This window comes from Candidatus Thermoplasmatota archaeon (genome assembly GCA_035541015.1).
Classification (GTDB): domain Archaea; phylum Thermoplasmatota; class SW-10-69-26; order JACQPN01; family JAIVGT01; genus DATLFM01.
In genome coordinates this window covers 40,428-63,515 of record DATLFM010000035.1, presented here as the reverse complement: position 1 = coordinate 63,515, position 23,088 = coordinate 40,428, and the positions used below count along the sequence as shown (strand labels likewise).

General features: G+C 69.9%; 20 protein-coding genes. 9 read left to right on the top strand and 11 right to left on the bottom strand.

Annotated features, from left to right (window positions below):
* The coding region (locus tag VM681_03250; GenBank protein HVL87014.1) for a S8 family serine peptidase at positions 1 to 780 on the bottom strand (780 nt) is incomplete at its 3' end.
* A 176-nt stretch (positions 781 to 956) separates the two neighbouring features.
* Here VM681_03250 and VM681_03245 point away from each other — a divergent pair.
* The 5 genes from VM681_03245 (at position 957) to VM681_03225 (ending at position 2,907) form a co-directional block, all read left to right on the top strand.
* Positions 957 to 1,622, top strand: a complete 666-nt coding sequence (locus VM681_03245) for a DNA-directed RNA polymerase (protein HVL87013.1) — start codon at positions 957 to 959, stop codon at positions 1,620 to 1,622.
* Positions 1,623 to 1,802, top strand: a complete 180-nt coding sequence (gene spt4 / locus VM681_03240; GenBank protein ID HVL87012.1) for a transcription elongation factor subunit Spt4 — start codon at positions 1,623 to 1,625, stop codon at positions 1,800 to 1,802.
* Between the two features lie 53 nt (positions 1,803 to 1,855).
* Positions 1,856 to 2,332 (top strand): GTP-dependent dephospho-CoA kinase family protein, encoded by a 477-nt coding sequence (locus tag VM681_03235; GenBank protein HVL87011.1) that lies wholly within the window; start codon positions 1,856 to 1,858, stop codon positions 2,330 to 2,332.
* 5 nt (positions 2,333 to 2,337) lie between these two features.
* The gene (locus tag VM681_03230) at positions 2,338 to 2,682 is read left to right on the top strand and encodes a 30S ribosomal protein S24e (GenBank protein ID HVL87010.1); all 345 of its coding nucleotides are present in this window, start codon (positions 2,338 to 2,340) and stop codon (positions 2,680 to 2,682) included.
* 75 nt (positions 2,683 to 2,757) lie between these two features.
* On the top strand, positions 2,758 to 2,907 hold the full coding sequence (locus tag VM681_03225; protein ID HVL87009.1) for a 30S ribosomal protein S27ae: 150 nt from the start codon (positions 2,758 to 2,760) through the stop codon (positions 2,905 to 2,907).
* On the opposite strand, the gene VM681_03220 is transcribed toward VM681_03225, so the two are convergent.
* Complete coding sequence (locus VM681_03220; GenBank protein HVL87008.1) at positions 2,897 to 4,042, bottom strand: glycosyltransferase family 4 protein; 1,146 nt, start codon at positions 4,040 to 4,042, stop codon at positions 2,897 to 2,899. The two genes, VM681_03225 and VM681_03220, sit on opposite strands and share 11 nt — an antisense overlap.
* An 89-nt stretch (positions 4,043 to 4,131) precedes the next feature.
* Here VM681_03220 and VM681_03215 point away from each other — a divergent pair, with 89 nt between their 5' ends.
* A complete protein-coding gene (locus tag VM681_03215) occupies positions 4,132 to 4,377 on the top strand; it encodes a hypothetical protein (GenBank protein HVL87007.1) in 246 nt (81 codons plus the stop codon).
* A 31-nt stretch (positions 4,378 to 4,408) separates the two neighbouring features.
* Here VM681_03215 and bcp read toward each other — a convergent pair whose 3' ends face one another.
* Positions 4,409 to 4,888, bottom strand: coding sequence for a thioredoxin-dependent thiol peroxidase (bcp, locus tag VM681_03210; protein ID HVL87006.1), 480 nt, complete (start codon positions 4,886 to 4,888; stop codon positions 4,409 to 4,411).
* 59 nt (positions 4,889 to 4,947) lie between these two features.
* Here bcp and VM681_03205 point away from each other — a divergent pair, with 59 nt between their 5' ends.
* Entirely contained in the window at positions 4,948 to 5,817 is an 870-nt protein-coding gene (locus VM681_03205) for a 3-hydroxybutyryl-CoA dehydrogenase (GenBank protein HVL87005.1), read from the top strand.
* Positions 5,818 to 5,993: 176 nt separating this feature from the next.
* The gene (locus VM681_03200; GenBank protein ID HVL87004.1) at positions 5,994 to 6,275 is read left to right on the top strand and encodes a UPF0058 family protein; all 282 of its coding nucleotides are present in this window, start codon (positions 5,994 to 5,996) and stop codon (positions 6,273 to 6,275) included.
* Positions 6,276 to 6,284: 9 nt separating this feature from the next.
* On the opposite strand, the gene rimI is transcribed toward VM681_03200, so the two are convergent.
* Positions 6,285 to 6,725: a ribosomal protein S18-alanine N-acetyltransferase gene (gene rimI / locus VM681_03195; protein HVL87003.1), complete on the bottom strand. Its 441-nt coding sequence runs from the start codon at positions 6,723 to 6,725 to the stop codon at positions 6,285 to 6,287.
* 40 nt (positions 6,726 to 6,765) lie between these two features.
* On the opposite strand from rimI, the gene VM681_03190 reads away from it, so the two are divergent.
* The gene (locus VM681_03190; GenBank protein ID HVL87002.1) at positions 6,766 to 7,167 is read left to right on the top strand and encodes a UPF0146 family protein; all 402 of its coding nucleotides are present in this window, start codon (positions 6,766 to 6,768) and stop codon (positions 7,165 to 7,167) included.
* Here VM681_03190 and serB read toward each other — a convergent pair.
* From serB to VM681_03155, 7 genes are all read right to left on the bottom strand, one after another.
* Positions 7,143 to 8,393, bottom strand: a complete 1,251-nt coding sequence (gene serB / locus VM681_03185; protein ID HVL87001.1) for a phosphoserine phosphatase SerB — start codon at positions 8,391 to 8,393, stop codon at positions 7,143 to 7,145. The two genes, VM681_03190 and serB, sit on opposite strands and share 25 nt — an antisense overlap.
* Positions 8,394 to 8,658: 265 nt before the next feature.
* Positions 8,659 to 9,663: a MoxR family ATPase gene (locus VM681_03180; GenBank protein ID HVL87000.1), complete on the bottom strand. Its 1,005-nt coding sequence runs from the start codon at positions 9,661 to 9,663 to the stop codon at positions 8,659 to 8,661.
* Positions 9,664 to 9,744: 81 nt separating this feature from the next.
* A complete protein-coding gene (locus tag VM681_03175) occupies positions 9,745 to 10,257 on the bottom strand; it encodes a hypothetical protein (GenBank protein HVL86999.1) in 513 nt (170 codons plus the stop codon).
* Positions 10,254 to 11,483 (bottom strand): DUF58 domain-containing protein, encoded by a 1,230-nt coding sequence (locus VM681_03170; protein ID HVL86998.1) that lies wholly within the window; start codon positions 11,481 to 11,483, stop codon positions 10,254 to 10,256. The genes VM681_03175 and VM681_03170 overlap by 4 nt, the downstream gene beginning before the upstream one ends.
* On the bottom strand, positions 11,480 to 12,712 hold the full coding sequence (locus VM681_03165) for a DUF4350 domain-containing protein (GenBank protein ID HVL86997.1): 1,233 nt from the start codon (positions 12,710 to 12,712) through the stop codon (positions 11,480 to 11,482). Before VM681_03165 ends, VM681_03170 begins: the two co-directional genes overlap by 4 nt.
* Positions 12,709 to 19,038, bottom strand: coding sequence for a DUF4129 domain-containing protein (locus VM681_03160; GenBank protein ID HVL86996.1), 6,330 nt, complete (start codon positions 19,036 to 19,038; stop codon positions 12,709 to 12,711). The genes VM681_03165 and VM681_03160 overlap by 4 nt, the downstream gene beginning before the upstream one ends.
* Positions 19,035 to 23,084 carry a hypothetical protein gene (locus VM681_03155; protein HVL86995.1) on the bottom strand — a complete coding sequence of 1,350 codons (4,050 nt, stop codon included), beginning with the start codon at positions 23,082 to 23,084 and terminating at the stop codon, positions 19,035 to 19,037. The genes VM681_03160 and VM681_03155 overlap by 4 nt, the downstream gene beginning before the upstream one ends.
* Between the last annotated feature and the right edge of the window lie 4 nt (positions 23,085 to 23,088).

Here is a 23,088-nt window from a genome sequence, read left to right as displayed (position 1 = left end):
ATGCTGCAGCACCCAATCGAAGGCCGCGGCAGCGCCTGGCACGAAGATGGACTGGCCCGCGCCGGCGCCAAAGGCGTACAGGCGCGCGCCCGGAGCGGCGCCCCGGAACTTTCCGTTGGATGCGCTTCCGTCGCCCAGCGCGATGCCGGCCACGTGCGTCCCGTGGTCGGACGCGGCCTCGGTCGTGGCTGCGGAGAGGAAGCTGTCCCCGACGCCGCTTCGAGGCAAGCTGAACCAAGCCAGCAGGGAGTCTATGGGCGTCGTGCGCACGTTCATGATCGTTTGCCCTTGGAGGTCGGGGTGGAACGAGGAGACGCCGGAATCGACGACCGCGATGCCCACGCCCGTGCCGTCGATGGCCGCGCCCGTCACGGGATCCACGATGGGCCCGCCATGGGCCGTCCCCCACACGGCCAAGGCGCGGCTGGCCTCCGTGGCCGTGTCCAGAAGCAGCGGCTCGAAGGCGCCAAGCTCAAGGTACGTCACCCCCGGGGTGCGGGCGAGCGCGCGGACCTCGGCGGGCGTGGCTTCGAATGCAAGCGCGGGAACGGAAACGTAGCCGAACCCGGGCCGATCGCCAAGCGAGGCGAGGATACGGGCGGCCGTGCCGTGGTCCGTGAATTGAGCGAGGATCCAGACCGTCGACCCGGCTTCAAGGGCCTGCGCAAGCGAGTCGGTCATGGGCGCCGCGTGGGCGACCTCGAAGGTGGCGGCCGCCCAGCCTGCCGCCACGAGCGCCGCGACGACGAGGACGGCCGACGGTCTGGAGCGGTGCAGCATCGGATGCCTCCGACCCCGGAAGGCTGCGGACGGCCCCTTAACGTTTTTCGGGCCGACGTGTTTGGAGCCCAATGACTTAAATACTACCTCCCGAATCAGGCCCCTGCGCCCCAGGAGTCGCGGCAGCCTGCCGGGTCCTCGGCGTCACCCGCCCTTCTCCAACAGAGGCCCCCGCGATGTACCAGATCGTCTCGCTCGAAGACACCGTCCGCATCCCGCCCACCGAGCTTGGCTACGAGCAGGCCGAGGTCGTAAAGAAGCTCGTGCACAAGAACATCGAGGGCCGGCTCAACAAGAAGCACGGGCTCGTCGTGGCCGCCTTCAACATCGAACGCGTGGGCGAGGGACGCGTCATTCACGGCGACGGCGCGGTGTTCCAGCGCGTCCGGTACGCCGCCGTCTGCTTCCTGCCCGCGGTGGGCGAGCTCGTCGAGGGCACCATCTGCGAGGTCGTCGAGTTCGGCGCCTTCGTGCGCTTTGGGCCCCTGGACGGCCTCCTGCACATGAGCCAGATCATGAACGACTACCTCAACGTCGACATCGACAACGAGCGGCTCATCGGAAAGGAGTCCGGCCGCATGCTTGCGATCAACGACAAGGTGCGCGCGCGCCTCGTCACGGTTTCGCTCAACGAGCTCTCCCCCCGCGAGAGCAAGATCGGTCTCACCATGCGCCAGACGGGCCTTGGCAAGCTCGAATGGATCGAGGAGGACCGCCTGCGCAAGGAAGGAAAGCTTCCCGAGAAGCCCCAGGGCGGAGGCGCCCGCAGGGGCGGCGGCGGGCGCGGCGGGCCGCGCGGCGGGCGAGCGCCCGAGGCGAAGCCCGGCGAGGGAGGGGCCTAGATGCGCGCCTGCGTCGATTGCCACATGGTCACCGAGGCCGACGCCTGCCCGTCGTGCAAGAGCACGAACCTCTCCAAGGAGTGGACGGGCTACGTCGTCGTGCTCGACGCCAAGCGGTCCGAGATCGCAAAGAAGATGAACATCACCGCGCCCGGCAAGTACGCCCTCAAGGTCCGTTAGGAGGGATGGTCGCGGAGCCGGGCCTACGGGTTCGACACCGCCTTCCGGCCGCCATGCGAGCGGCGCTTGCGACGCCCCTGGGCCCGGTCCTGTCCACCCGGCAGGCGTTCGAGGCCACGCGCGGGCTGCCCGTCGCCACCGTAGGTGACGTCACGACGGCCACGTTCGTCGACGCCGGGTACCTGCCGCAGGTCATGGTCGTGGACCACCTGACAAAGCGCGTCGAGATCGACCTCCACCTTGAAGAAAAGCTCAAGAACAAGAACGTGGTGACCAGCCAGGCCCGCAACCCCCCGGGCGTCATCACGGACGCCCTGTGGGACGCCATCGCGCGCGCCTGGGCCTCGTCCCGCCCCACGCTTGTCGTGGTGGACGGGGAGGAGGACCTCGCCGCGCTTCCGGTCCTCGCGCTTGCCCCCGAGGGCGCGGCCGTCGTCTACGGCCAGCCGCCGGACCGGGGCGTCGTCGTGGTGCGGGCGGACGCGCAGGTCAAGCGGCTCGTCGAGTCGCTGCTCCTGCGCATGGAGTGAGACGCATGGACATGAGCATCGTGTCGAAGAAGGAAAACGCGCTTCTCAAGCGAACGGAAGTGCGCTTTGCGGCCAGCCACGCGAACGAGCCCACCCCCAAGCGCGACGCCGTGCGCGAAAAGCTGGCGGGCCTCCTGTCGGTGAAGAAGGAGGCCATCGTCGTCGACGCGATGGAGAGCGACTTTGGTCGCGCCACCACGACCGGCTACGCCCGCGTGTACGCAAACGCGGACGAGGCCAAGAAGCAGGAGCGCTGGTACCTCCTCAAGCGCAACGGGTTCGACGTGGGCGAGAAGCGCGCCAAGGCCGCGGCCGCGCCGGCCGCCTCGGCCAAGAAGGGAGGCCGTTAGATGGCCGATGCGAAGGGCGGAAAGGGCGGCAAGCCCGCGGCCAAGGGCGGCAAAGCCGCGGCGCCTGCGGGCCCCGTGGGCCGCCGCGGGCTCTACGCGCTCGAGGGGGGCGCGCTCAAGCGCCTGCGACGCGCGTGCCCGAAGTGCGGGCCCGGCATCTTCCTCGCCGAGCACAAGAACCGTTTCGCCTGCGGCTCGTGCGGGTACACCGAGTTCAAGAAGTAGCGCGGGAAGGTCCCTCGAGGGCCTTCTCGTACACGCGCTCGACCCGGGCGGCCACCTTGTCGATCGCAAACTCCTCCTCCACGAGCGCGCGCCCTCGCTTTCCCATCGCGCGCGCCCGCTCCGGATCCGAGAGGACCGCGTTGATCTTCTGCGCGAGGTCGACGGCGTCGAGCGGTCGCGCAAGGAGGCCTGTCTCGCCCTCGCGGACGACCTCGCGGACGCCGGGGATGTCGCTTGCGATCACCGGCTTCCCCGTCGCCATGGCCTCAAGCGCCGCGATGCCAAACGCCTCCAGCCGCGAGACGGAAGCGAGCACGGCCACGTCGGCGGCAGCGTAGAACGACGGAAGCTCCTCGTGGGCGATGCCGCCGAGGAACCGCACTTTGGCGCCAAGCGGCCGCGCCAATTGCTTGGCGCGCGCCTCCTCGGGGCCCCGACCGAGCACGAGGTGCACGACGTCTTCGGGCGTGTGCCGCGCGGCGCCCACGAACGCCTCGATGCCCTTGTGGTGGGTGAGGCGACCGACGAACAGCACGATGCGCCGGCGCTCGAAGCCAAGGCGCGCCCGCGCCGCCGCCGGCGAAACGTCCGGGTGGAACCGGCGCTCGTCCACGGGGTTGGGGACCACGTCGGGCTCCCGGCGCCAGAGCGCCCGCGACGTCCTCGCGTAGGTCCGCGTCGTGGCGATCACGCGGCGGGCGCGCGCGATCGTGCGCGCGCCAAGCGTGCGCTCGTAGGCCCGCACGACGAAGGCTCCGCCCGGGCGCGGGATCTCGAGGTCGCAGTGGTACGTGAGGACGAAGGGAACGCCCGAGGACGCCGCCGCTTGGGACGCGTACCAGGAGGTGAGGGGAGGCGGCGTGTGGGCGTGCACGAGGTCGAATTCCCCCTGCCGGATCGCCGGCGCAAGCGCCGGCGTGACGGGTGTGGCGAAAAGCCGCAGCCGTTCGGGAACCCGCACGACGGTGTAGGGACCCATGCCCTCGCGCGCCGGTGCGCCGGGAACCGCCGTTGTCAGGACGGTCACGTCGTGGCCTTGGCGCGAGAGGCCCTCGGCAAGCGAAGCCACGTGGCTCTCCACGCCACCCACGTGGGGCGCAAACCACGGGCAGGTCAACGCCACGCGCCGACGCATCGCCTTTCCAACGAGGGGCCCTCCATCAAAGTATCGGACGGGGCCGATCCAATTCGACGCTTTTTTATGCGACGCTCCGAATCTGGAGGGTGGGCCGCAAGGCTCGGAAGGGATGCAGCATGATGCAGAAGATCACGGTCGAGAAGGCGCAGAAGATCGCCACGAAGGCCCGCCTGAGGCCCGCGCGCGTGAAGGGAACCGACGTCCTGCAGTTCACGCGCAGGGGCGGCGTCAACTTCGAGATCCTCGGTTGGGACGACTTCGCCACGACCCTCAAGACCCGCCGCCTGGCCGTCTACGAGTCCGGCGGCTTCATGAAGATCATGCGGAACTAGCGTTCCGCGAGACCCTCCGGGTCATGCGGAACTAGGCGGCGTCCAAGGCCGCCAGCACCTCGGGCGTGTGCGCGTCGACGTTCACCTTCGGGAAGACCTTCTGGATCCTTCCGTCGGCACCGACGACAAACGTGGTGCGGGCGATACCCATGTACGTCTTGCCCATGAACGTTTTTTTCTGCCACACTCCGTAGGCTTGGCACACGGCGCCGTCCGCGTCCGTGAGCAGGAGAAACGGCAGCCCGTACTTGCGCTTGAACTTCACGTGGCTCTCGGTCCCGTCGCGGCTTACGCCGAGCACCACGGCGCCGCGCGCCAGGATCTCGGCGTGGTGGTCGCGGAAGCTGCACGACTCCTTCGTGCATCCGGGCGTGTCGTCCTCCGGGTAGAAGTAGAGCACGACCTTCTTGCCCCGGAAGTCCGACAGGCTCACCTTCTCGCCGTTGTCGGCGACCATCGTGAAGGACGGGGCCTTCGTTCCCTCCGCCGGATAGGGACCTGGATCGGACATGCGGATCGTACGTTCCAGCGCTCCGTCGAGCTTAAGGTTTCCTTCGCTTTGGGGATTGCATGGTTCAGAGGATCGCCGTTTTGGGCGCGGGCCAGATGGGCGCCGGCATCGCGCAGGTGGCGGCGGCGGCCGGCTACGACGTGGTCCTGCGCGACGTGAAGCAGGAGTTCGTCGACCGCGGATTCGCGTCGATCCGGGGAAGCCTGGAGAAGCTCGAGTCCAAGGGCAAGATTCCCGCGGGCGAATCCGCGCGGATCCTGTCGCGCATCCGCGGAACGCTTTCCCCTCGCGACGCCGCCGACGCCGACCTCGTCGTCGAGGCCATCGTGGAGGACGTCGCGGCCAAACGCGAGCTGTGGCGCGAGCTCGACGCAGCCTGCAAGCGCGAGGCGATCTTCGCCTCCAACACGAGCAGCATCTCCATCACGCTTTTGGCCAGCGCGACGCGCCGCCCCGAACGCTTCGTGGGCATGCACTTCTTCAACCCCGTGCCCGTCATGAAGCTCGTTGAAGTCATCCGCGGCGAGGCGACCGACGACGCGACGACGAAGGCCGTCATGGACGCGGCCGTCCGCATGGGAAAGACGCCCGTCGAGGTCCACGACTATCCCGGTTTCGTGTCCAACCGCGTGCTCATGCCCATGATCAACGAAGCCATCTTCGCGTTGCAGGAGGGCGTGGCGGGGCGCGACGAGATCGACACGGTGATGAAGCTGGGCATGAACCACCCGATGGGCCCGCTGGAGCTCGCGGATTTCATCGGCCTGGACACGTGTCTTGCCATCCTGCGCGTCCTCCACGACGGGTTTGGCGACCCCAAGTACCGGCCCTGCCCGCTCCTTGTCCGGAAGGTGCAGGCGGGCCACCTCGGCCGGAAGAGCGGCCGCGGATTCTACGCGTGGGACGAGAAGGGCGCACAAAAGCCGTAGCTTGCGGCACCCGCGTGCATCGGACGCAATGGAAAACCATGTGACGACTCGGGTTTCCGGTGGAGTTCGAAGACGCTTGGGATGAAAAAGCAGGACTTTCGCGGAAATCCTCCGAAACGGCGGAACCTTTATCCGCTCCACGCGCGCTTTAAAGGGCGGTGCTCTGGAGGGGATCCATGCACAAGGATGAGCTTATTCAAATGCACACGTTGCTGTGCCAAATCAAGAACTACATCGAAAGCAACGGGTCGATGAATGGGGCCTTCACGACCTACAAGGCGATGAACATCAGCCCGATTCACGTGCACCGCAGCAAGACCGAGCACAAGAAAGCCATCTTCACGCTCGGGAAGGAGATCGCCGACTGCCTGTCGGCAGGCGAGGAGAACGGCGCGGCCCGCATGTCGACCCGCATGACCGAAATGCTCATGAAGATGGAGCGGGCCAAGGCGAACTGAGCCCGTCCGTCAAGCGATCGTTTTCGACATGAGGTAGGCATCCTCCCCGTCCGCGTAGTAGGCGGGGAGGACTTTTTTCCGTTCGAATCCCAACCGCTCGTACAGCCCGATCGCCGGCGTGTTCGAGATGCGCACTTCGAGCTTCACCTTGCGCACTCCACCCTTGCGGAACCGCTCGACGAACAGCCGCACGAGCTGCGTCCCGATGCCGCGGTTGCGGAACTCCTCGTCCACGGCCAGGATGAGGATGCGCGCTTCGTACGCGCGCTCGACGACGCCCAGGATGAAGCCCACGATGCGGTTTCGCTCCTCGGCCAGGATGAAGCCGTCGGGATAGAGGTCGGCCAGGTGCAGGAAGAGGCCGCCCTCGTAGTTCTCGTTGAGCGTCTGGTTCGCCAGGCGGAGGACCGGAAACAGGTCGTCCGGCTCGAAGTTCCGCAGGCGAATCATCGTACGTTTATACCGGGCGGGCGACTATAAAGGCCTCGTCGTGGTGCCCCGCCGCCTCCTCTCCCGCTTCGGCTCCGCGCGCAAGGTGGTGGAGGTGGGCGTGGGAAACGACGCCTCCACGGCCTTGGAATGGATCGAGGCGGGCGTGGCCGAGGTCGTCGTCACGGACGTGCATCCGCGCGACGTACCTCCACGGCTTCTCTTTGCGCTCGACGACGTGACGGAGCCGCGCGCCTCCGTCTATAGCGGCGCGGCGCTCGTGTACGGCGTGCGGCTGCCGGAAGAACTGCAGGCTTCGGCCGCGCGCGCCGCGATCGCCGCTCGCGCGGCGTTTGCCGCGCGGGCGCTCAAGGACGAATGGGCCGATCTCTCGCACTTGTATGGAGGCTTCGAGACGATGGGCGGGGGCTGGCGCCTCTACCGCGACCCGCTGGGGCGCTGACGCTTCCCGGAGCCGGCGCCCTTGCGGCGCGATTTGCGCACGCCCTCCAGGTCGGAATCGGTGGCGCCCAGCGCATAGAGGAGGCCTTCGAGGTTCCGCCGCGTGAGGGACCCGTCGGCCACCTTCTTCAGCACCTCTTTCGCGTCGAAGGCGATGCCAAGGCCCGCGTTCTTGATCATGATCGTGTCGTTGGCCCCGTCGCCCACCGCCACGACCTCGTCGCGTCGCAGGCCCTCCTTGCGGAGGAGCCGCTTGAGGATGTTGCCCTTGCGCTCGCGGTCGATGATGGGCCCCTTCACGCGGCCCGTGAGCTTGCCGTTCTTGATCTCAAGCTCGTTGGCAAACGCGTAGTCGAAGCCAAGCTCCCGCTGCAGCCGATCGGTGAAGAACGTGAACCCGCCGCTGATGAGGCCCACCTTGAACCCCATGCGCTTCAAGGCGTACACGAGCTCCTCGGTCCCCGGCGTGAGCTTCATCGAGTCCGCGATGCGCTCGAGGTCGCCCACGGGAAGGCCCGCCAGCATGGACACGCGCTCCTCGAGCGCCTTTTTGAAGTCCACCTCACCGCGCATGGCGCGCTCCGTGATCGCGGCCACGCGGTCGCCCACGCCGGCCGCCTTCGCAAGCTCGTCGATGATCTCGCCCTCCACGATCGTGGAGTCGACGTCGAAGACGACGAGCCGCTTTCGTGTGCGGAACATGCTGTCGGGCTGCACGATGGCGTCGACGCCAAGCGCCTCGCAGGTCGCCCGCAAGTCGCGCTTGAGCTCGGCAAGGTCGCGCCCGGTGACGTCGACGAGGATCTCGAAGGCCATGAAGTCGCCGCTTGCCACGTGCCGCATGCGTTCGATGTTGGCGCCGTGGGCGGCGATCGTACGGGTGATGCCGTGCATGACCCCGCGCGTATCCTGGCCCATGATCGTGATGACCTTGAGGTCGCGCCGCTTCCGCGCGGAGAGCGCCCCCTCGTCGACGACCTCGAGGTTGATCTCAAGGTCGATCCCGCGCAGGGCCTCGAGCAGCCGGTCGCGCGCCTCGAAGAGGGGAAGCGCCTCGGCGACGCCGGGCACCTCGACGAGCATGAACATGCTGAACATGCCGCGAAGCGCCGACTCCTCGACGTGCACGATGTTGCCGCCGGTCTTCGTGACGGCGCCCGAGACGTCGGCGATGAGCCCCGGGCGATCGCGGCCCATGGCGGAGAGCGCAAGCAGACGGCGGGGCATGCCAGGCCGTGCTAGCCTGGGCCGGGCTTCTTCCTTTCGATTTGGGCGGGGAGTTGGAGCCCACGCAACCGGGGAAACAAGCGGGTGCTGGGGGGATGGGTTCCGTGGGCATCGCCGCAAACGCGGTGGCCCGAGAAGTACTTTGGCAAACCATATTTTGCAGGAAATAAAAATTCCCGATAGCGGCGTTTTCCAACGGACCCGTCTGCGATGAATGATCATCGCAACGTCGACGACGCGTCGCGCGCGACGTTGCGGGCCCGCCTCACGTCTTGGGCACGGGCACTTCGTCGATGATCTTCTTCAGCACGTCCTCGGTCTTCACGCCCTTGAGCTTGGGCTCGGGCTTGAGGATCATGCGGTGGGCCATGCTGGGCATGAGGATGCGCTTCACGTCGTCGGGCACGACGTAGTCGCGGCCCTGCACCGCGGCGTAGCTGCGAGACGCCTTGAACAGGGCAAGCGAACCGCGGGGCGACGAGCCGACCTCCATGCGGGGGTCCTCGCGCGTGCGCGAGACGATCTCGCCGATGTACTCCATGATGCCGTCGTCGGTGTGGATCTCCTCGACGATCTTCTGCATCTTCACGATCTCCTCGGGCGTCGTGACGGCTTTCACGTCGACGTCGTCCTTCTTGCGCACCATGCGTCGGCGGAGGATCTCGACCTCCTCCTTGCGCGACGGGTACCCCACGCTCATCTTCATCAGGAAGCGGTCCATCTGCGCCTCCGGGAGCGGGTAGGTTCCCTCCTGCTCGACGGGGTTCTGGGTGGCAAGCACGATGTAGGGCTTGGCAAGCGCGTGCGTGTTGCCTTCGACCGTCACCTGGCGCTCCTGCATGGTCTCGAGAAGGGCCGATTGGGTCTTGGGGGGCGCGCGGTTGATCTCGTCCGCGAGCAGGAAGTTCGTGAAGACCGGGCCGGGCCGGAACTCGAACTCGCCCGTGCGTTGGTTGTACATGTAGATGCCCGTGATGTCGGCGGGCAGAAGGTCCGGCGTGAACTGGATGCGCTTGAAGTCGGAGCCCGAGGCGCGCGAGAAGGTGCTCGCCATGAGCGACTTTGCAAGGCCGGGGAAGTCCTCGAAAAGGATGTTGCCGGCCGTGAGCACGTCGACCGTGACAAGCTCGAGGACGTGCGGCTTGCCGACGATGACCTTGGCGACCTCTTCGATGAGCCGCTTGCAGGTGGCGCTCACCCATTGGACGTCGTTGGCGATCGAGCGGGTGCCCTTCTGGGCGGCCTTCAAGACCTTGAAGTCGGTCTCCATCGGCGTCAGGTCGGAAGAGGGGCGTTCCGTATATAAGTCGTATGGCGGGGGAGGCTCGGATTCGCGCCCCGTCGGGCGCTCTTAGGCCGCAAGGAGCCGTTCCCGCCAGCGGGCCGCGATCAAGGCCACGCCAAGGACGAGAATGGCCCCGGCCGCGATGCCAAAGGAGCTTGCAAGCTCGAGGCTTTCGCCAAGCGCCGGGGGCAGCAGGAAGGCGAGGGCGCGATGGAAAAGCACGGCGGCAAGGGCAAGCGCAAACGCCATCGCAAGGGGGCCTACGAGCGCGCGCCGGTAGCGCGCGACGATGGCCTCGCCCCAGCGCGCCAGGCGCGCGCCGGAGGTCGAGAACTCGACGTAGAGGAAGAGCGACGCGGCCCACGCCAGGCCCGCCAGCGAGACCTGCGGCAGGAGGAAGACGCCCGTGGCGGCGGCGGCCACGATGGCCGGCAGGCGAAGGCTTGCGCGCGAGGCGGAGAGCGCGTGCAGGAGAAGGGCCGCCCCCGCCGCGGCGCCGGGCGCAAGGGGGCCCACGCGCGAGTCGAGGACCGCAAGCGCGGCCACGGCAAGAAGCGCCCCCCACGCGAGAACGGTCACAGGAGCGCCCCCTTGGCCATGGCGATCGAGAAGCTCGCCTGCGGGTCCCAGTCGAGCACGCGCGCGCCGGCGGCCCGGAGCGCCGCCACGACGGCCGCGCGCTCGGCGGCGGCAAGCTCGACCACGCTTGCGTCCGCGGTGGGGAAGTGCGCGCGCGGCGAGAGGACAAGGACGTTGAGCTCGCGCGCGCGAAGCCGCGAGACGGCCTCCACGACGCTTGCGTCCTCCTCGAGGTTGGAGACCACGATGACGGGGGTCTGCCGCGAGAGCGTGGGAAGCACGGCCTCGACCGCCTGGAGGAGGCGCGTGTCGCCCGCGGGCTCGAGCGCGGAGAGGAGGTTGAGGACCTTGTGCCGCATGCGGTCGCCGGTGTCCGGCTGGACGACGTCCACGCGGGGGCCGTAGGAGACGAACTTCATGCGGTCGCGCCGGGCGAGCAGGATCTCGAGCATCGAGGCGACGGCGCGCGCCCCAAGCACGTTGCCGTTCACGGTGGCCGTGCCGCGACCGGAGGCGGCCCGGCAGTCGTAGAAGACGGCCACGTCGGTGATGCTCTCGCGCTCGCGCTGGTTCACGATGAGCTCGCCCGCGCGGGCGGAGGCCTTCCAGTTGACCTCCTTGAGGGGATCGCTGCGGACGTACTCGCGAAGGCCGAAGAACTCCATGCCCTGGCCGGGCGACCGCACGATGTGCTCGCCAAGGTATCCCTTCGGGATGCGGCTCTTGGCCTCGACCTCCGCGTCATCGGAGCCGGGGATGGCCGTGAAGTACGCCTCCTCCGGGTGTTGGAGGTCCTCGGCGAAAAGGCCAAAGACGTCCTCGACACGGTAGGCAAGCGGCCCCACCGAGTACACGCCCTTGACGTGCGCGCGCAGACGGTAGCGCAGCGCCGCCGTCTCGCGGGGCCGAAGCGCGAGCATCTCGCGCGCCTTGCCGGAGAGCTCGAGCCGCTCGGAGAGCGTCTCGGCCACCTCGAGGAAGCCGGCGGTCGTGCCGGAGTTGGCGACCGCGAGGTCCACGTCGACCCATTCGCCCTCGCGCAGGCGCTGGGGTTGGACGGAGCGTCGCACGGAGATCGAGAGGTCGCGCCGCAGCAGGCCGGCCACGAGAAGCGCGGAGAGGAAAAGGACGCCCGCGGCGGCAAGCGCGGCCGAGCCGGCCACGACGCCGGCCAGAAGCGCAAGGACGCCCCCGGCGAGGTACGCGCGTCCCTTCGCGGTGATCATCCGCGCAGCCTCCGCAGCCGATCGACGAGGTCCGGCCAGGTCTCCCGCGCCGGCGCCTCGGGCGCCGCAAGCGCGCGCGCGAGCGCAGGATCGGGCACGGCCGCGCGCAGCGTCTCGGGATCGTCGGGGAGCCGGGGCAAGCCGAGCTTGGCCGCGGCCGCCCGGGCGAGGCGGTCACGGAAGGCCGAAGGGCTCTCCGGCGGGTTGCGCGGCGCGTCGGGCGCGAATCGGTGGTCGAACAAGGGCGCGTCCCGCGCGGCCTGCGTCCGTCGCAGGCCGGCGAAGGCGGCCAGGGCCACAAGCGCGGCGCCCACGGGCACAAGCCCAAGGACGGGCCAGCGCACGGAAGCGACCGCGCTTGCGACAAGCTCGCGAAGCCCAGCCCCGCCGTGCGAGAGGCGCGAGGCGTCGAGGAGGACGGTTCCGCCGCTTGGAAGGAGCTCCGAGAGGACGCCGGCCACAAACCGCCGGTTGCTCGACTCGAGCAGCAGGGCGTTGGCGATCACGTGGGAGTCGCCAAGGAACAGCGCGCGCCCGCCGGAGGCCTCGTGCTCGAGGACGACGGCCACGGCAAAGGGCCCCGGAAGGTCGCCCTCGGTGATCCCCTCCGCCCCGTCCTGCTCGATGTAGCTGTGGCGCGTGCTCTCCCCGATCGTGTCGAGCCGAACGCCCGCGGGCGCGCGCTCGAGCACGCGAAGGCTCGTGGGAAGGTTCGTGAGGATGTCGTGCGCGCCCTTCTCGAGCCGGATCTGGACGCGAACGTACGCCGTGTCGCGCGTGCCGTCGAAGGCGGAGTCCCAGAGGCGCACGCCGTCGAACTGCACGCCCAGGCGAAGCGAGACCTGGTTTGCGCTGCCCGTGTCCTCCAGGACGAGCAGGCGTCCGCCGCGCAGGAAGAAGTCGACCACGGCCAGGGCCTCCTCCTCCGAGTAGGAACGCTCGGCGCCGGCGACGACGTAGAGCGTCCGCGACGGGTCGGGCACGTCCTTCAGGAGAAGCGGGGAAGCGTACACCGTGCCGAAGGCGTACTGCTCGCCCTGGACGACCGAGCGGAATTCCGAGAGGTCGTCCCAGCCGTCGCCGTAGGGCGTGCGACCGGAGGTGGGCACAAGCGAGAGGGCAAGCGTGGAGACGACGGCGGCAAGCGCCACGGCGACGGCAAGCGCCGCCCAGGGGACGCGTGGAAAGCGGCCTCCGCCGGGCGCCCGGGCGAAGCGGGGGCGCTTCATGGCGTCCCCCGCGCGGAGGTGCCAAGCCGCCGGCCAAGCGCGAAGTCGAGATCGTCGAGGATGCCGCGCAGAAGCCGCAAGGCGCGCGCCTTGTCCGGGTCCTCGATGGGCCGGCCCGAGTACCGCGCGCGCTCGAAGAGCTCCGTGAAGCCGCTCATGCGGTCGGGATGGATGGCCAGGCTCTCCGTGGCGGCCTGCGCGACCTCGCGCGCCGTGGCGGCCTCCTTGGCCAGCACGCCGTGGCGGGCGAAGTGCTCGACGAGCCGCGCGTGGGCGGCGATGACGACCGCGGCGGCCTCGTCGCCGGCCCGCAGGCGGCCCTCGAGCCACTCCACGATGGCGCGGGCCTCCTCGACGCGCGCGCGCTCGCGACGGGCGACGAGGTAGGCCACGCCAAGCAGGACGGCTGCAAGCGCGCCCAGGAGCGCGACGAGGCCCGTGAGCCCCCCCGGAACGAGCGCGTGGGTGCGCTGCAGGGCGACCACGGTGGTCTCGGGCGCGCGCGCATCGTCGCCGCCGTAGCGCATCGTGAGCGTGAGACCCTCCTGGAACACGGTCGAGAACGAGGCGCGCCCTTGGGCGTCCGTGAAGACCGTGAGGTTCACCGTCGCGTTGCGATAGGCCAAGCCGACGCCGACGCGGCCCTGGACGGGCGCCCCGGAGGCCGCCTCGCGCAGGAGGATCTGCGTGCGGAACGCCTGCCCGGGCGCAAGCGACTCGGATTCGACCACGGCGGAGAGCTCCACGGGCACGAGCACTCGCACGCTGCGGGCAAGGCGCGCCTCCGTCATGAACGCGCCCTCGTAGGTGGCCTCCAGGAGGTGCGATCCGGCGGGGAAGGACGCGGGCAGGGCAAGCGCTCCAGCGAAGGTCCCCGAAGCCGCGACGGGCAGGGCGACCATGTCCGCGCCGTCCACGCGGATGCGCACTTGGCCGGCGGGGACGGGGGCCCCGTTCTCCTGCGCAAGCCGCCCGGACACGGGGTTCTCGCGGCCGGCGGCGAGGTTGCCGACGACAAAGTCGGCAAAGCTCGCGCGCCCGAGGACGGAGTACGTGGAGGCGACCTGGGTCGAAGCGTAGTCGCCAAAGCCCCCGAACCGCGCGAGCGCGGAAAGCGGTCCTGCGGCGCGCGACGAGGGGAGGTTCACCGATAGGGAGAACCCGCCGTCGAGCGCGGTGGCGACCTCGTGCGTGCGGTTCTCGAGGAACAGGCTCACGCGCGCGCCCGTCACGGGCCGGCCCAGGTCGTCGAGGAGCCGTCCGGCGAGCACGGCGTCGCCGCGGAACAATCCCCGCTCGGGCAAGGTGAGCACCGTGGCGGCAAGCACCCGCACGCTTGCCGTGGCGATCTCGCCGTCGGCGTAGGCGGGCGTGGGCGAGAGCCGGGCGGTCACGACGGCCGTGCCAAGGAGCGTCTCGCGGGGGACGAGGAAGCGGATCGAGAACCGCCCGTCGGCGTCGGTGGGCGCGGGGGGCAGGGGCGCTCCCGCGAAGGTCGCCACGACGGCCTGCCCGCGGATCGGCTGGCCCGCGTCGTCGAGGACCGTCCCGTTGAGGAAGTAGGGCCGCTGCCGCTGCGCGTCGCCCACGGAGAGCGCGACGTGCGGCAGCCCCTGGATGAACATCGTGGAGACGGCGCGGCTCTCCCGGTGGAAGGGCGTCCCCACGAACTCGGCGACCAGAGGCACCGCGCCGACCTGCCGCGCAAGCGCGCTGTGCGGGATCGTCGCGCGGAACTGGCCGCGCGCGTCGCATTCGGCCGTGGCGCGATGGAGGCCCCCGAGGACGATCGCGACGTTGCACGCAAACGGCTCGCCGTTCTCGTCGAGGAGCGTCCCGTTGACGACGGCCGCGCCGGCGCCGCGGAACACGTGGAAGTCCCGCAGGGACATCGCGGTGGCGCGGCGAACGCTCAAGCCCGGGTACGCGGCGACCTCGCGGTACAGGCGCGCGTCCTCGGCGGCAGGCTCGCCGGCGAAGCGCACCGTGAGGTTGTGCAGGCCCGCGGCCACGGTGCGGGGCAGGACGTAGGAGAGCGCGAAGGTCCCGTTGTCGTCGGTCGTCGCGTTTGCAACCTCGGCCCCCGCGAGCAGCAGGACGACCGTCCGCCCGGGAAGCGGCTCGCCGCGGTAGTCCAGAAGCGCGGCCGAGGCGGTGATCCGCTCGCCCGTGGCGGGCAGCGCGGGAACGACCTGCAGGCCCGAGAATCGCGTTGGATACTGCACGCGGATCGGCTGCGCCGTCTGGTTCGAGACGAGGAGGGCCTCGCTCGAGGCGAAGCTCAGGACAAGCGGGTACGCTCCGGGCTCGCGGTCGGGCGTGGGCAGCGTGGCGTTGAAGGCGCCCGCACCGTCGGTCGTGCGCACGACGGTCGTTCCCATCCACGCAAGGGTCACGTTGCGGTTGGCCAGCGGCGACTGCGTCGAATCGACGAGGCGCGCGGCCACGACAAGCGGACGCTCGTTCTCCACCGTCGGACTCGAGTCCAGCAGGAAGTGGGAGGTCGAATGGACCTGCACGGCAAAGGACGCCGTCGCGCCCGAAAGAGGGGGCGGGCCGCCGGGGGCGGCCGTCGTGTTGGGGACCCAGACGAGGAGATGATGCCCCGGGCCGGCGGGGATCGTCCGCGCGTACGTCCAGGCGAGCTCGCCCGTCCGCCCGGCAAGCGTGAGACCCGCGGGCACGACGACCGAGTTGCGCCCGAAGCTTGCGACGATCTGCACGCGGCCGTCGGCGTCGGTGAAGCCCGCGCCAAGCAGGTTCGTGAGCCCCCGGCCGTCGGGGGCGTAGGCGTCCGGGCCCGCGGCCAGGGCCCGATCGTCGAGGCTCACGAGCACGGGGACCCCCGCGACGGGGGCCCCGACGGCGGCGCATTCGCGGCGCGCGCGATCGTTCGTGGCCGCGCAGGTCACGCGGGCCGAGACCACAAAGGGCGAGGCCTTGCTCACGAGGTTGCCCTCGGGCGCCGTGGCGGTCACCGACATCGCGACGCGGTCCTGCCAGTCGGGGATGCCGTTTCGGTCGGCGTCGGTGTGCAAGGAGAGCCGCTTGGGGTAGCGGTCCAGGCAGTTTCCGTAGCGGATGCCCCGCGTCCAGAGGTCGCTCGGGTTCCCGCCGCGGCTCACGACGGCGTCGTTGGAGCACCAGGGCCCGCCGGAGTCCCAGGGCGCCGTGGTGTCCCAGGTCCCGTCGTTGTCCTGGTCGTCGACGGGAAACGGATCCTCCCCGTTGAAGTCGTCGAGCCCGTCGTGGTCGAGGTCGCGCTGGTCGGGATCAAACGTGCGACCGTCGGTGCGCGCATCCTGCGGGTGGAGGCCCCCCCACCACGTGCCGTCCTTGCGGTAGTCGAACGTGCCGTCGGGCTGGAGGTTCCAGTCGGCCGGCATTCCCCAGCGGTACTTCTGAAGGTAGGTGAGCCCGTCGGGTGCGCGGAGATGCGCATAGCGCTCGCCCACCGGCGTGAGCCCGTACGCGATCTTCCAGTCGTCGGGGAGGCCGTCGCCGGCGCTGTCCCACTGCGAGGGGTCCTTGATGTCAAGGTCGTTGTACGAGCCGGCCGGGCAAAGGACCGGGTCCGCCTGCGGGCAACGGCGCGTGTTCGGATTGGGGATCACGACGTCGCGGCCGTCGACGATGTCGAGGATCATCTCGTCGGTGAACCCAAACCGCCCAAAGCCGCCGTCGATGAGGCCGTTGCCCGACGAGTCCCGAGTGAAGGGATCAAGCCCAAGCGCGATCTTGGCCCGCGTGGTGAGGCCCGAGTTCGTGGGATCGCCCGTGGGATCGTCGTCCCCCGGGTCCAGCGGGTTCAAGCCAAGCGAGAGCTCGAGCGCGTCGGGGATGCCCCCTCCGTCGGTGTCCGATTCGAGGGGATGGGCGCCGCAGCCTGGCGGGCCCAGCCCCAGCTGCGAGACCTGCCACTTCTGCAGGAGCGTGAGGCCGTGCGCGTCGCCGTCGAGCCGCGCGCGCACGAGGTCGGCGTCCAGCGGATCGAGGGCGTAGGCGATCTTGTAGGCGTCGGGCACGCCGTCGGCAAGCGTCTGCGGATGGAACGGACTCACCCGCGCGGCGTGGCGTTGGGTCACGTTGAGCGACACGAGGTCGCACACGACGTTGCCGGCCGTCGTGGCGGTCCGGTTGTGGATCCGCACGGGTTCGATCCCCTCGAGGAAGTCGCGGTCGCCGTCGCGGCAGGGATCCGCGGTCGGGCAGTACAGGGGATCGCCCACAAACGTGTCCGCCTTCGTGGGATCGAGCCGCCATCCGTCGGGCGCGCCCTCGGGCTTGCGCTCCGTCCAGAGCGCCTCGTACCCGTCCGAGAGGCCATCGCCCGAGGAGTCCAGAAGGTGCGGGTTCGTTCCGTACTGCTGGTTGCGCAGGTTGTGGAAGGGAACGTACTGGAGCGCGCCGCGGTTGGGATCGTAGAAGTGGATCCCGTCGTTCATGAAGTTCTTCTCCCCGTCGGAGACGCCGCTTCCGTCGCTGTCGTACTTCGAGGCGTCGAGGTCCCAGCCTCCAAGCGACGGGACCCAGCAGGCGTTGGCGACCTTCCATCCGTCGCGAAGGCCGTCGCCCGAGGTGTCGGAGAGCATGGGATCGATGGGGGACCGCGGACCCGTGCGCCCCTGCGCGTCCGGGCAGGTGGTCGGGGGAATCGGGATGAGGCCCGTGTCGGGCTTGACCTCCTGCCCGTTCACGAGCCCGTCGCCGTCCCAGTCGGGCTCGAGCATGTTCTTGCGGTCCGTGGCGGAGGGCCGCAGCGTGGCGTTGGGTCCCAGCAGGTCCAGCAAGCCGCGGTCGTCGAGGCTTGCGTACGCGTCGTCCAAGGCGCGCAGGCGATCGACGAACGTCCGGTTGCCGCCCTCGAGGCGGGCGATCTCCTGCGCGTGCCGCACGCGAAGGTACTCGTACCGCTCGCCGTCGAGCAGGCCATCGCCGGCGGAATCCTCCTTGAGCGCGTCGGTCCCAAGGTCGATCTCGAGGCGGTCGGGCAGCCCGTCGCCGTCCGTGTCCGAAGTGATCGGCGAGAGGCCAAGCTCGCGCTTTCGCTTGTCGCCAAGGCCGTCGCCGGCCGTGTCGAAAACGTTGGGATTCGAGAAGACGCGCGCGCTGCGCCCGTTGACCACGATGTCGTACCCTTGGACCTCCTCGATCGTGAGGATCTCGTCGCCATCGGCGTCGGATCGGAAGGGGTCCACGCTCTGCCGGAACGGCCCGAGCTTCTGCTCGTAGGCGATCTTCAGCGTAAGGCCCGTGCCCGTCGGGTCGGCGCCCGGGTGGTGCTGCGTCGGATCGTAGCGGGAGTTCGGGCAGCGGGCCTGCGGCGCCGCCGGCGGCGGGCAGGCGAGCTGGCGGGGCTGAACGCCGAAGCGGGCGGCAAAATCGTCCCCCAAGCCGTCGCCGCCCGTGTCGGCGAGCATGGGATTCGTGCCGTTCCACCAGACGCCGTCGCGCTCCGTCCAGCCTTGGGGCAGGTTGAAGCGATACTCCTCGAGGATCGTGGCGCCCGTGCCGGAGGGGTCCGCCCACGCGAGGAGCGGATCGAGCGGGTCGAGCCCGTAGCGGACCTTCCACCCGTCGGGAATGCCGTCGTTCACGGTCGAGAACTTCGTGGGGTCGGTGCGGTAGACGTGGATGGCCTCGTAGTCCGACAGCCCGTTGTTGGAGGTGTCGAGCCGGAAGGGGTCCAGGCCGTGGCGGGCCTGCTCGCGGATCGTCATGCCCTTGCCGACGGGGTCCTTCTCCGCAAGCTCCGGGTCCAGCGGATCCAGGCCGTACCGGATCTTGTAGGTGTCCGGGATGCCGTCGTCGACCGTGGAGAGCTTCCAGGGATCAAGCCCGCGGCGGAACAGGTCCATGAGAGCCTCGCCGCGCAGCTTGCACTGGCAGGCCGCCTCCGCGGGCTCGACGAGGTTTTGCCGCGTCCACTCGTACTTCTCGAGGCTTGTCATGCCCTCGGGTCCCGACAGGCGGTCGCCCGCGTCGGCGCGGAGGGGATCGGGGCGGCAGAAGCCCGCGGCGTCGCATCCCTGCCAGGCGACCTTCCAGCCGTCGGGGATGCCGTCGCCGGCCGTGTCGATGCGCTGCGGATTCGTTCCGTAGCGGAAGATCTCGTCCACGTCGGCCAGACCGTCGCCGATCGTGTCCTCGAGCGGGATCACGGTCTCGCCGCGCACGCCCGGATCGTGGCCGGCCACCGGCCGCGCGTCCATGGCCGACAGCGCGGCAAGGCCGAGGGCCCCCAGCGTGAGGACGAGGGAGAGCGCCAGCGCAAGCGCGAGGCTCCTCGCATGGCGGGCAAGGGCCAAGCCCTTGGCCCGCCTCATCCACGCGACCTCCGCACGCGGATCGCCACCGCGGCCGCAAGCGCAAGCCCCGCGGCGGCCGCTTCGGGTCCCGGCAAGGACGCGCGAACGTCCACCTGCAGGGTCGCCACGTTGCTCGCCAGTTCGTGCGCCGATCCCTGCGCCTGCGCCGCGATCGCAAGCTCGTGGAGGCCCGCTTGCGCGATCCAGCGGAACTGAACGGGGACCTCGCGCCCGCCGGGCAGGACGTCGATCGTCACGTTGGCCAGCGGGACCCCGTCCACGATGAGCCGCGCGACGACGCCTTCGACGAGAAGGGGGGTTGGGTTGGACACGACCGCCCGCAGCAGGACGTCCTGGCCCGGGGTTGGGATGCGCGAGATCGAAAGGTTGCCCACGCGCAGGTCCAGGCGGGCCACGGCCACCCGCACGGTGCCGGTGATCTCCGCCTCCCCGCCCTCCGTGACGCCGCGGAGGAGCACCTCCTCCGTACCCTGCTGGCCTTCCAGGGGCGACAGCGTGAGGGCAAGCGTCGCCTCGCCGAAGGCGGGCACGCGTGCGTCCGAGGCGTTCAGCCGCGCCTGCAGCCAACCGACCGCGTTCGTCTCGAGCGCCAGCAAGAGCGGAACGTTGCCGGTGTTGACGATGCGCACGGGGACCGAGCGTTGCGTGCCGGCCTCAAGCGCAAGGCTGTCGACCTGGACGCTTCCCTCGCGGATGGGGGCGATGCCCACGGCAAGCGGCAGGGGCCAGGGCGGGCCGCTGGAGGCCAGGAATCCCACGGTGACGTTGTAGACGCCCGCGAGCGCGTCGGCGCGGGGCTGCACGCGAAGCGCCTGGGATTCCCGCTCGCCGGGCGCAAGCGGCACGGGCTCTGGCAGCGTGACGTTCCACCCGTCGGGAGCTTCCACGACCACCATGCGGGCCACGTCGTCGAGGTTGCCCGCGTTGCGAACGGTGAGGTCGAAGCGGGCCAGGCGGTCCTCCGCTGTCACGTTCACCTGCGTCTGGCGGGCGGTGGCCCGGATGGCGTGCACCGGGTTCACGAACACCGTAGCCTCCGCGGTGGCGCGCTGCGTGGGGTCGTTGACGGAGATGCCGTGCACGGTCACCTGGAAGATGGTGAGCGCGGGGGCCCCCTCGGGGACGCCCACGCTTAGGCTCACCGTCTCCGGAAGGCCGGGCTTGACGGAGAGCCGTCCGGCAAAGAGGGACTCGCCGCTCAGGTTCACCGTCCAGTTCGCGTAGCGGCCGGCGAGCGGGACGTGCTGCACCTGGAGGTCGATCTGGTCCTCGATCTCGCCCGCGTTCACGGCGACGAGCGGAAACTCCACGGTCGATCCCGGATCGACGTACTGGGTCGCGTTCTCGAGGAAGAAGGCGATTCGGAACTCCGGATTGATCGTGGTGATGGCGGTGACGGCGGAGAAGGCCAGGGCGTTCCCGGTGCTCGTCGCGATGACGTTTGTGAAGTCCGTGAGGGTGACCGTCTCGGTCGGCGCTTCCACGCGAAGCCGCAGGATCCGGCTCTCGCGCGGCTGCAGCGCCACGGTGGAGACGGGGTTGCCGTCGGCGTCGGCCAACGTGGCGTTCCAGTCGGAGCTGCGCACGACCTCCAGGCGCGCCGTGTCGGCCACGTCGCCGAGGTTGACAAGCGCGAGGTCGTATGTGGTGGCGTTGCCCGGCCGCACGCCGGCCTGGCGGATGGGGTCGGGCCGCAGCCCGTGCGTGTCGAACGTGAGCAGGATCTCGTAGTGGATCGAGACGGCGACGATGAACTGGATGCTGTCGGACATGCGGGGGTTCGACAACGAGGTGGCGCGCACGATGACCTGCGCCGGCGGCACGTCGCTCGCGTTGCCCGGGGGCGCCTTCACGCGAAGCACGCCCGACTGCGGGTTCTGCACGCGGTTCTCGATCACCGCGTCCGAGGGCAGGATCTCGGCCGTCCAGCCCGCCGGCACGCCTTCGACCGCAAGGTGGATGCGGTCGGGCAGGAAACGCCCGGAGGTGCGCTGGCCGATGGCCGACACGCCCAGATCGAAGGTCGTCTCGCCGCCCGGGGCGACGAAGGCCGAGCGCTTGGCGGCCGAGAGGCGGACGAGGTAGCTTCCCCACTCGACCGCGCCGATCTCCGCCTCGGCCGGCACGAGGCGACCTCCCAGGGCGCCGCCGAAGGCGCCGCCGCGGTCCATGCGCCACAGCACGGTCACGGGCTTGTTGGACGTGACCGTGTAGCCCCCGTGCAGCGGCTCGAACACCCGGTAGCCTCCGGCGTCCAGGAGGACCGACGAAAAGGCGTTCTCGTCGGCGTGGCGCAGTTGGACGCGCGTCTCGTTGTGGTGGGCAAAGATGGTGATGCGCCCGTGCCCCCCCGTCTGCTCCGTGAGCTTGGCCACCAGGACGTGCTCCTGCCGGGCCTTCCCGGCCACGGTCTGGTAGACGAACTGCTCGCGCGCGTCCATCTTCGTGGTCGTCGACGTGGCGAGAATCCGCTGGCTCGGGGAGCGCGAGCCCGTCTTGAAGTAGACGGGCACCGGCAACGCCATGGTGTCGTGGCTGTAGATGCAGCCGCCCACCGAGGAGTCCCATGCGCGGGCCAGGGTCTCCCCCAGCGTGGCCGCAAGGCCGGGGCTCACCGGCTGGTCTCCGCACAGCACGCCGCCGGCAAGATCGAGGTTTCCGACCTCCACGCGCGCTTCGTTCACGGGCGACACGAGGCGGAAGGTCCCCTCCCGCTTGGCCACGCTGAACACAGACGTGCCTGCCACGCCGCCGGCGGGCGTGATCGCGGGGAAGACGCCCGGACCAACGGAGACGAGAAACACCGGGGCCGATCCGGCGTCCGCGGCGTACCGCAGCACGCCGTGCACGGCCCCGGCGTGGCCTGCGAGGTTCACGCGGAGGAACTGCGTCCGGAACGTCGAGCCGGGCGTGAGCGGCTCGTACCGGAACCGGGCGACCTCCTCCTCGGCGCCGCCCGGATGGACGTGGTAAAGCGTGCCGCGAGCCTCCTCGCCGGCGTTGGGCGCCACGATCATGAACTGCGCCGAGGTGGCGTACAGAAGGAAGCTGCGGCCGACGAGCGTGCCGTCCTCGCTGGGATGGAAGGTGCCCACGTCGACGGGGCGGCCGCGCGAGTCCGCGCCGCGGGCCGCCGCGTAGGCGACCACGGGCTTGTCGGCGACCACCTTGAACCGGCCGTCGGAGGCGCGCGTCGCGCCGACCTCGTAGGAGGCCGCTTCGCCGCGCCCAAGCACGACTTCGCGGCTGGGCTGCAGGAGGGGACGCGCGGGCGACGTGCTGTACTCGTAGAACCGGACGCGCGTGTTGGCGTCGAGCGCGACGACGGTCACGACCCGGTTCCGGTCGAAGTTGTTCGCGTTGTACGTCTCCCCGTAGAACACGTTTGCGCGCGTGGCGCCCGATAGGGCGTCCAGACGCTCCATCTCCTCCCCGGCATACGAGGGCGCAGGCTTCCTGCCGTTCTCGAGGATGTCGAAGTACACGTAGAAGAACCGCGGCGCGTGCACGTCCTTGGCAAGCCACGTGAGCGTGACGATGGGGTTCGTGCCCGCGTCGAACGGGCGCGGGGTGCGCTGGGCAAAGAGCGCCGTGTTGAGGACGTAGGGGACCTCCTCCCGCACGTGCTCGGGTCCCTCGCGCTGGGGGTTGTTCACGATCGGGTGGTGATCGCGGCCGAAGAATCCCGTGTACTCGACGACCCGGAAGCTGTCGAGGTCGAGCGTGAAGCTGCGCAGGAACGGCTGCCCGCCCATCGAGTCGTTGAGCCATCCCGCCGTGAGGAGAAGCTTGCTGAGGTCAAGCTCCGCCTCGACCGGGTGGTTGACGAGGCGCGGCAGGTACGGCGCCATCTCGAGGCCCTCGTGCGTGAGGTTGATGCGCGGGTGGACGGCCACGGGGACCCGGAAGTGCCAGCCCGCGTCGTCCTCGGGGCCCCACCATCTCGCCGTCGCAAGGCCGCCGGGGTCGAAGACCTCCTCGCCCGCCGCCGCGGCGGGCGAAAGCGCAAGCTGGGGTAGGAGCAGGGCGAGCAACGCTGCCACTGCG

Excerpts from the sequence above, each read along its gene's own strand:
- VM681_03245 (HVL87013.1), top strand. The coding sequence starts at position 957 with ATGTACCAGATCGTCTCGCTCGAAGACACCGTCCGCATCCCGCCCACC.
- spt4 (HVL87012.1), top strand. The coding sequence starts at position 1,623 with ATGCGCGCCTGCGTCGATTGCCACATGGTCACCGAGGCCGACGCCTGC.
- VM681_03235 (HVL87011.1), top strand. The coding sequence starts at position 1,856 with ATGCGAGCGGCGCTTGCGACGCCCCTGGGCCCGGTCCTGTCCACCCGG.
- VM681_03230 (HVL87010.1), top strand. The coding sequence starts at position 2,338 with ATGGACATGAGCATCGTGTCGAAGAAGGAAAACGCGCTTCTCAAGCGA.
- VM681_03220 (HVL87008.1), bottom strand. The coding sequence starts at position 4,042 with ATGCGTCGGCGCGTGGCGTTGACCTGCCCGTGGTTTGCGCCCCACGTG.
- bcp (HVL87006.1), bottom strand. The coding sequence starts at position 4,888 with ATGTCCGATCCAGGTCCCTATCCGGCGGAGGGAACGAAGGCCCCGTCC.
- VM681_03205 (HVL87005.1), top strand. The coding sequence starts at position 4,948 with ATGGTTCAGAGGATCGCCGTTTTGGGCGCGGGCCAGATGGGCGCCGGC.
- VM681_03200 (HVL87004.1), top strand. The coding sequence starts at position 5,994 with ATGCACAAGGATGAGCTTATTCAAATGCACACGTTGCTGTGCCAAATC.
- rimI (HVL87003.1), bottom strand. The coding sequence starts at position 6,725 with ATGATTCGCCTGCGGAACTTCGAGCCGGACGACCTGTTTCCGGTCCTC.
- serB (HVL87001.1), bottom strand. The coding sequence starts at position 8,393 with ATGCCCCGCCGTCTGCTTGCGCTCTCCGCCATGGGCCGCGATCGCCCG.
- VM681_03180 (HVL87000.1), bottom strand. The coding sequence starts at position 9,663 with ATGGAGACCGACTTCAAGGTCTTGAAGGCCGCCCAGAAGGGCACCCGC.
- VM681_03170 (HVL86998.1), bottom strand. The coding sequence starts at position 11,483 with ATGATCACCGCGAAGGGACGCGCGTACCTCGCCGGGGGCGTCCTTGCG.
- VM681_03165 (HVL86997.1), bottom strand. The coding sequence starts at position 12,712 with ATGAAGCGCCCCCGCTTCGCCCGGGCGCCCGGCGGAGGCCGCTTTCCA.
- VM681_03160 (HVL86996.1), bottom strand. The coding sequence starts at position 19,038 with ATGAGGCGGGCCAAGGGCTTGGCCCTTGCCCGCCATGCGAGGAGCCTC.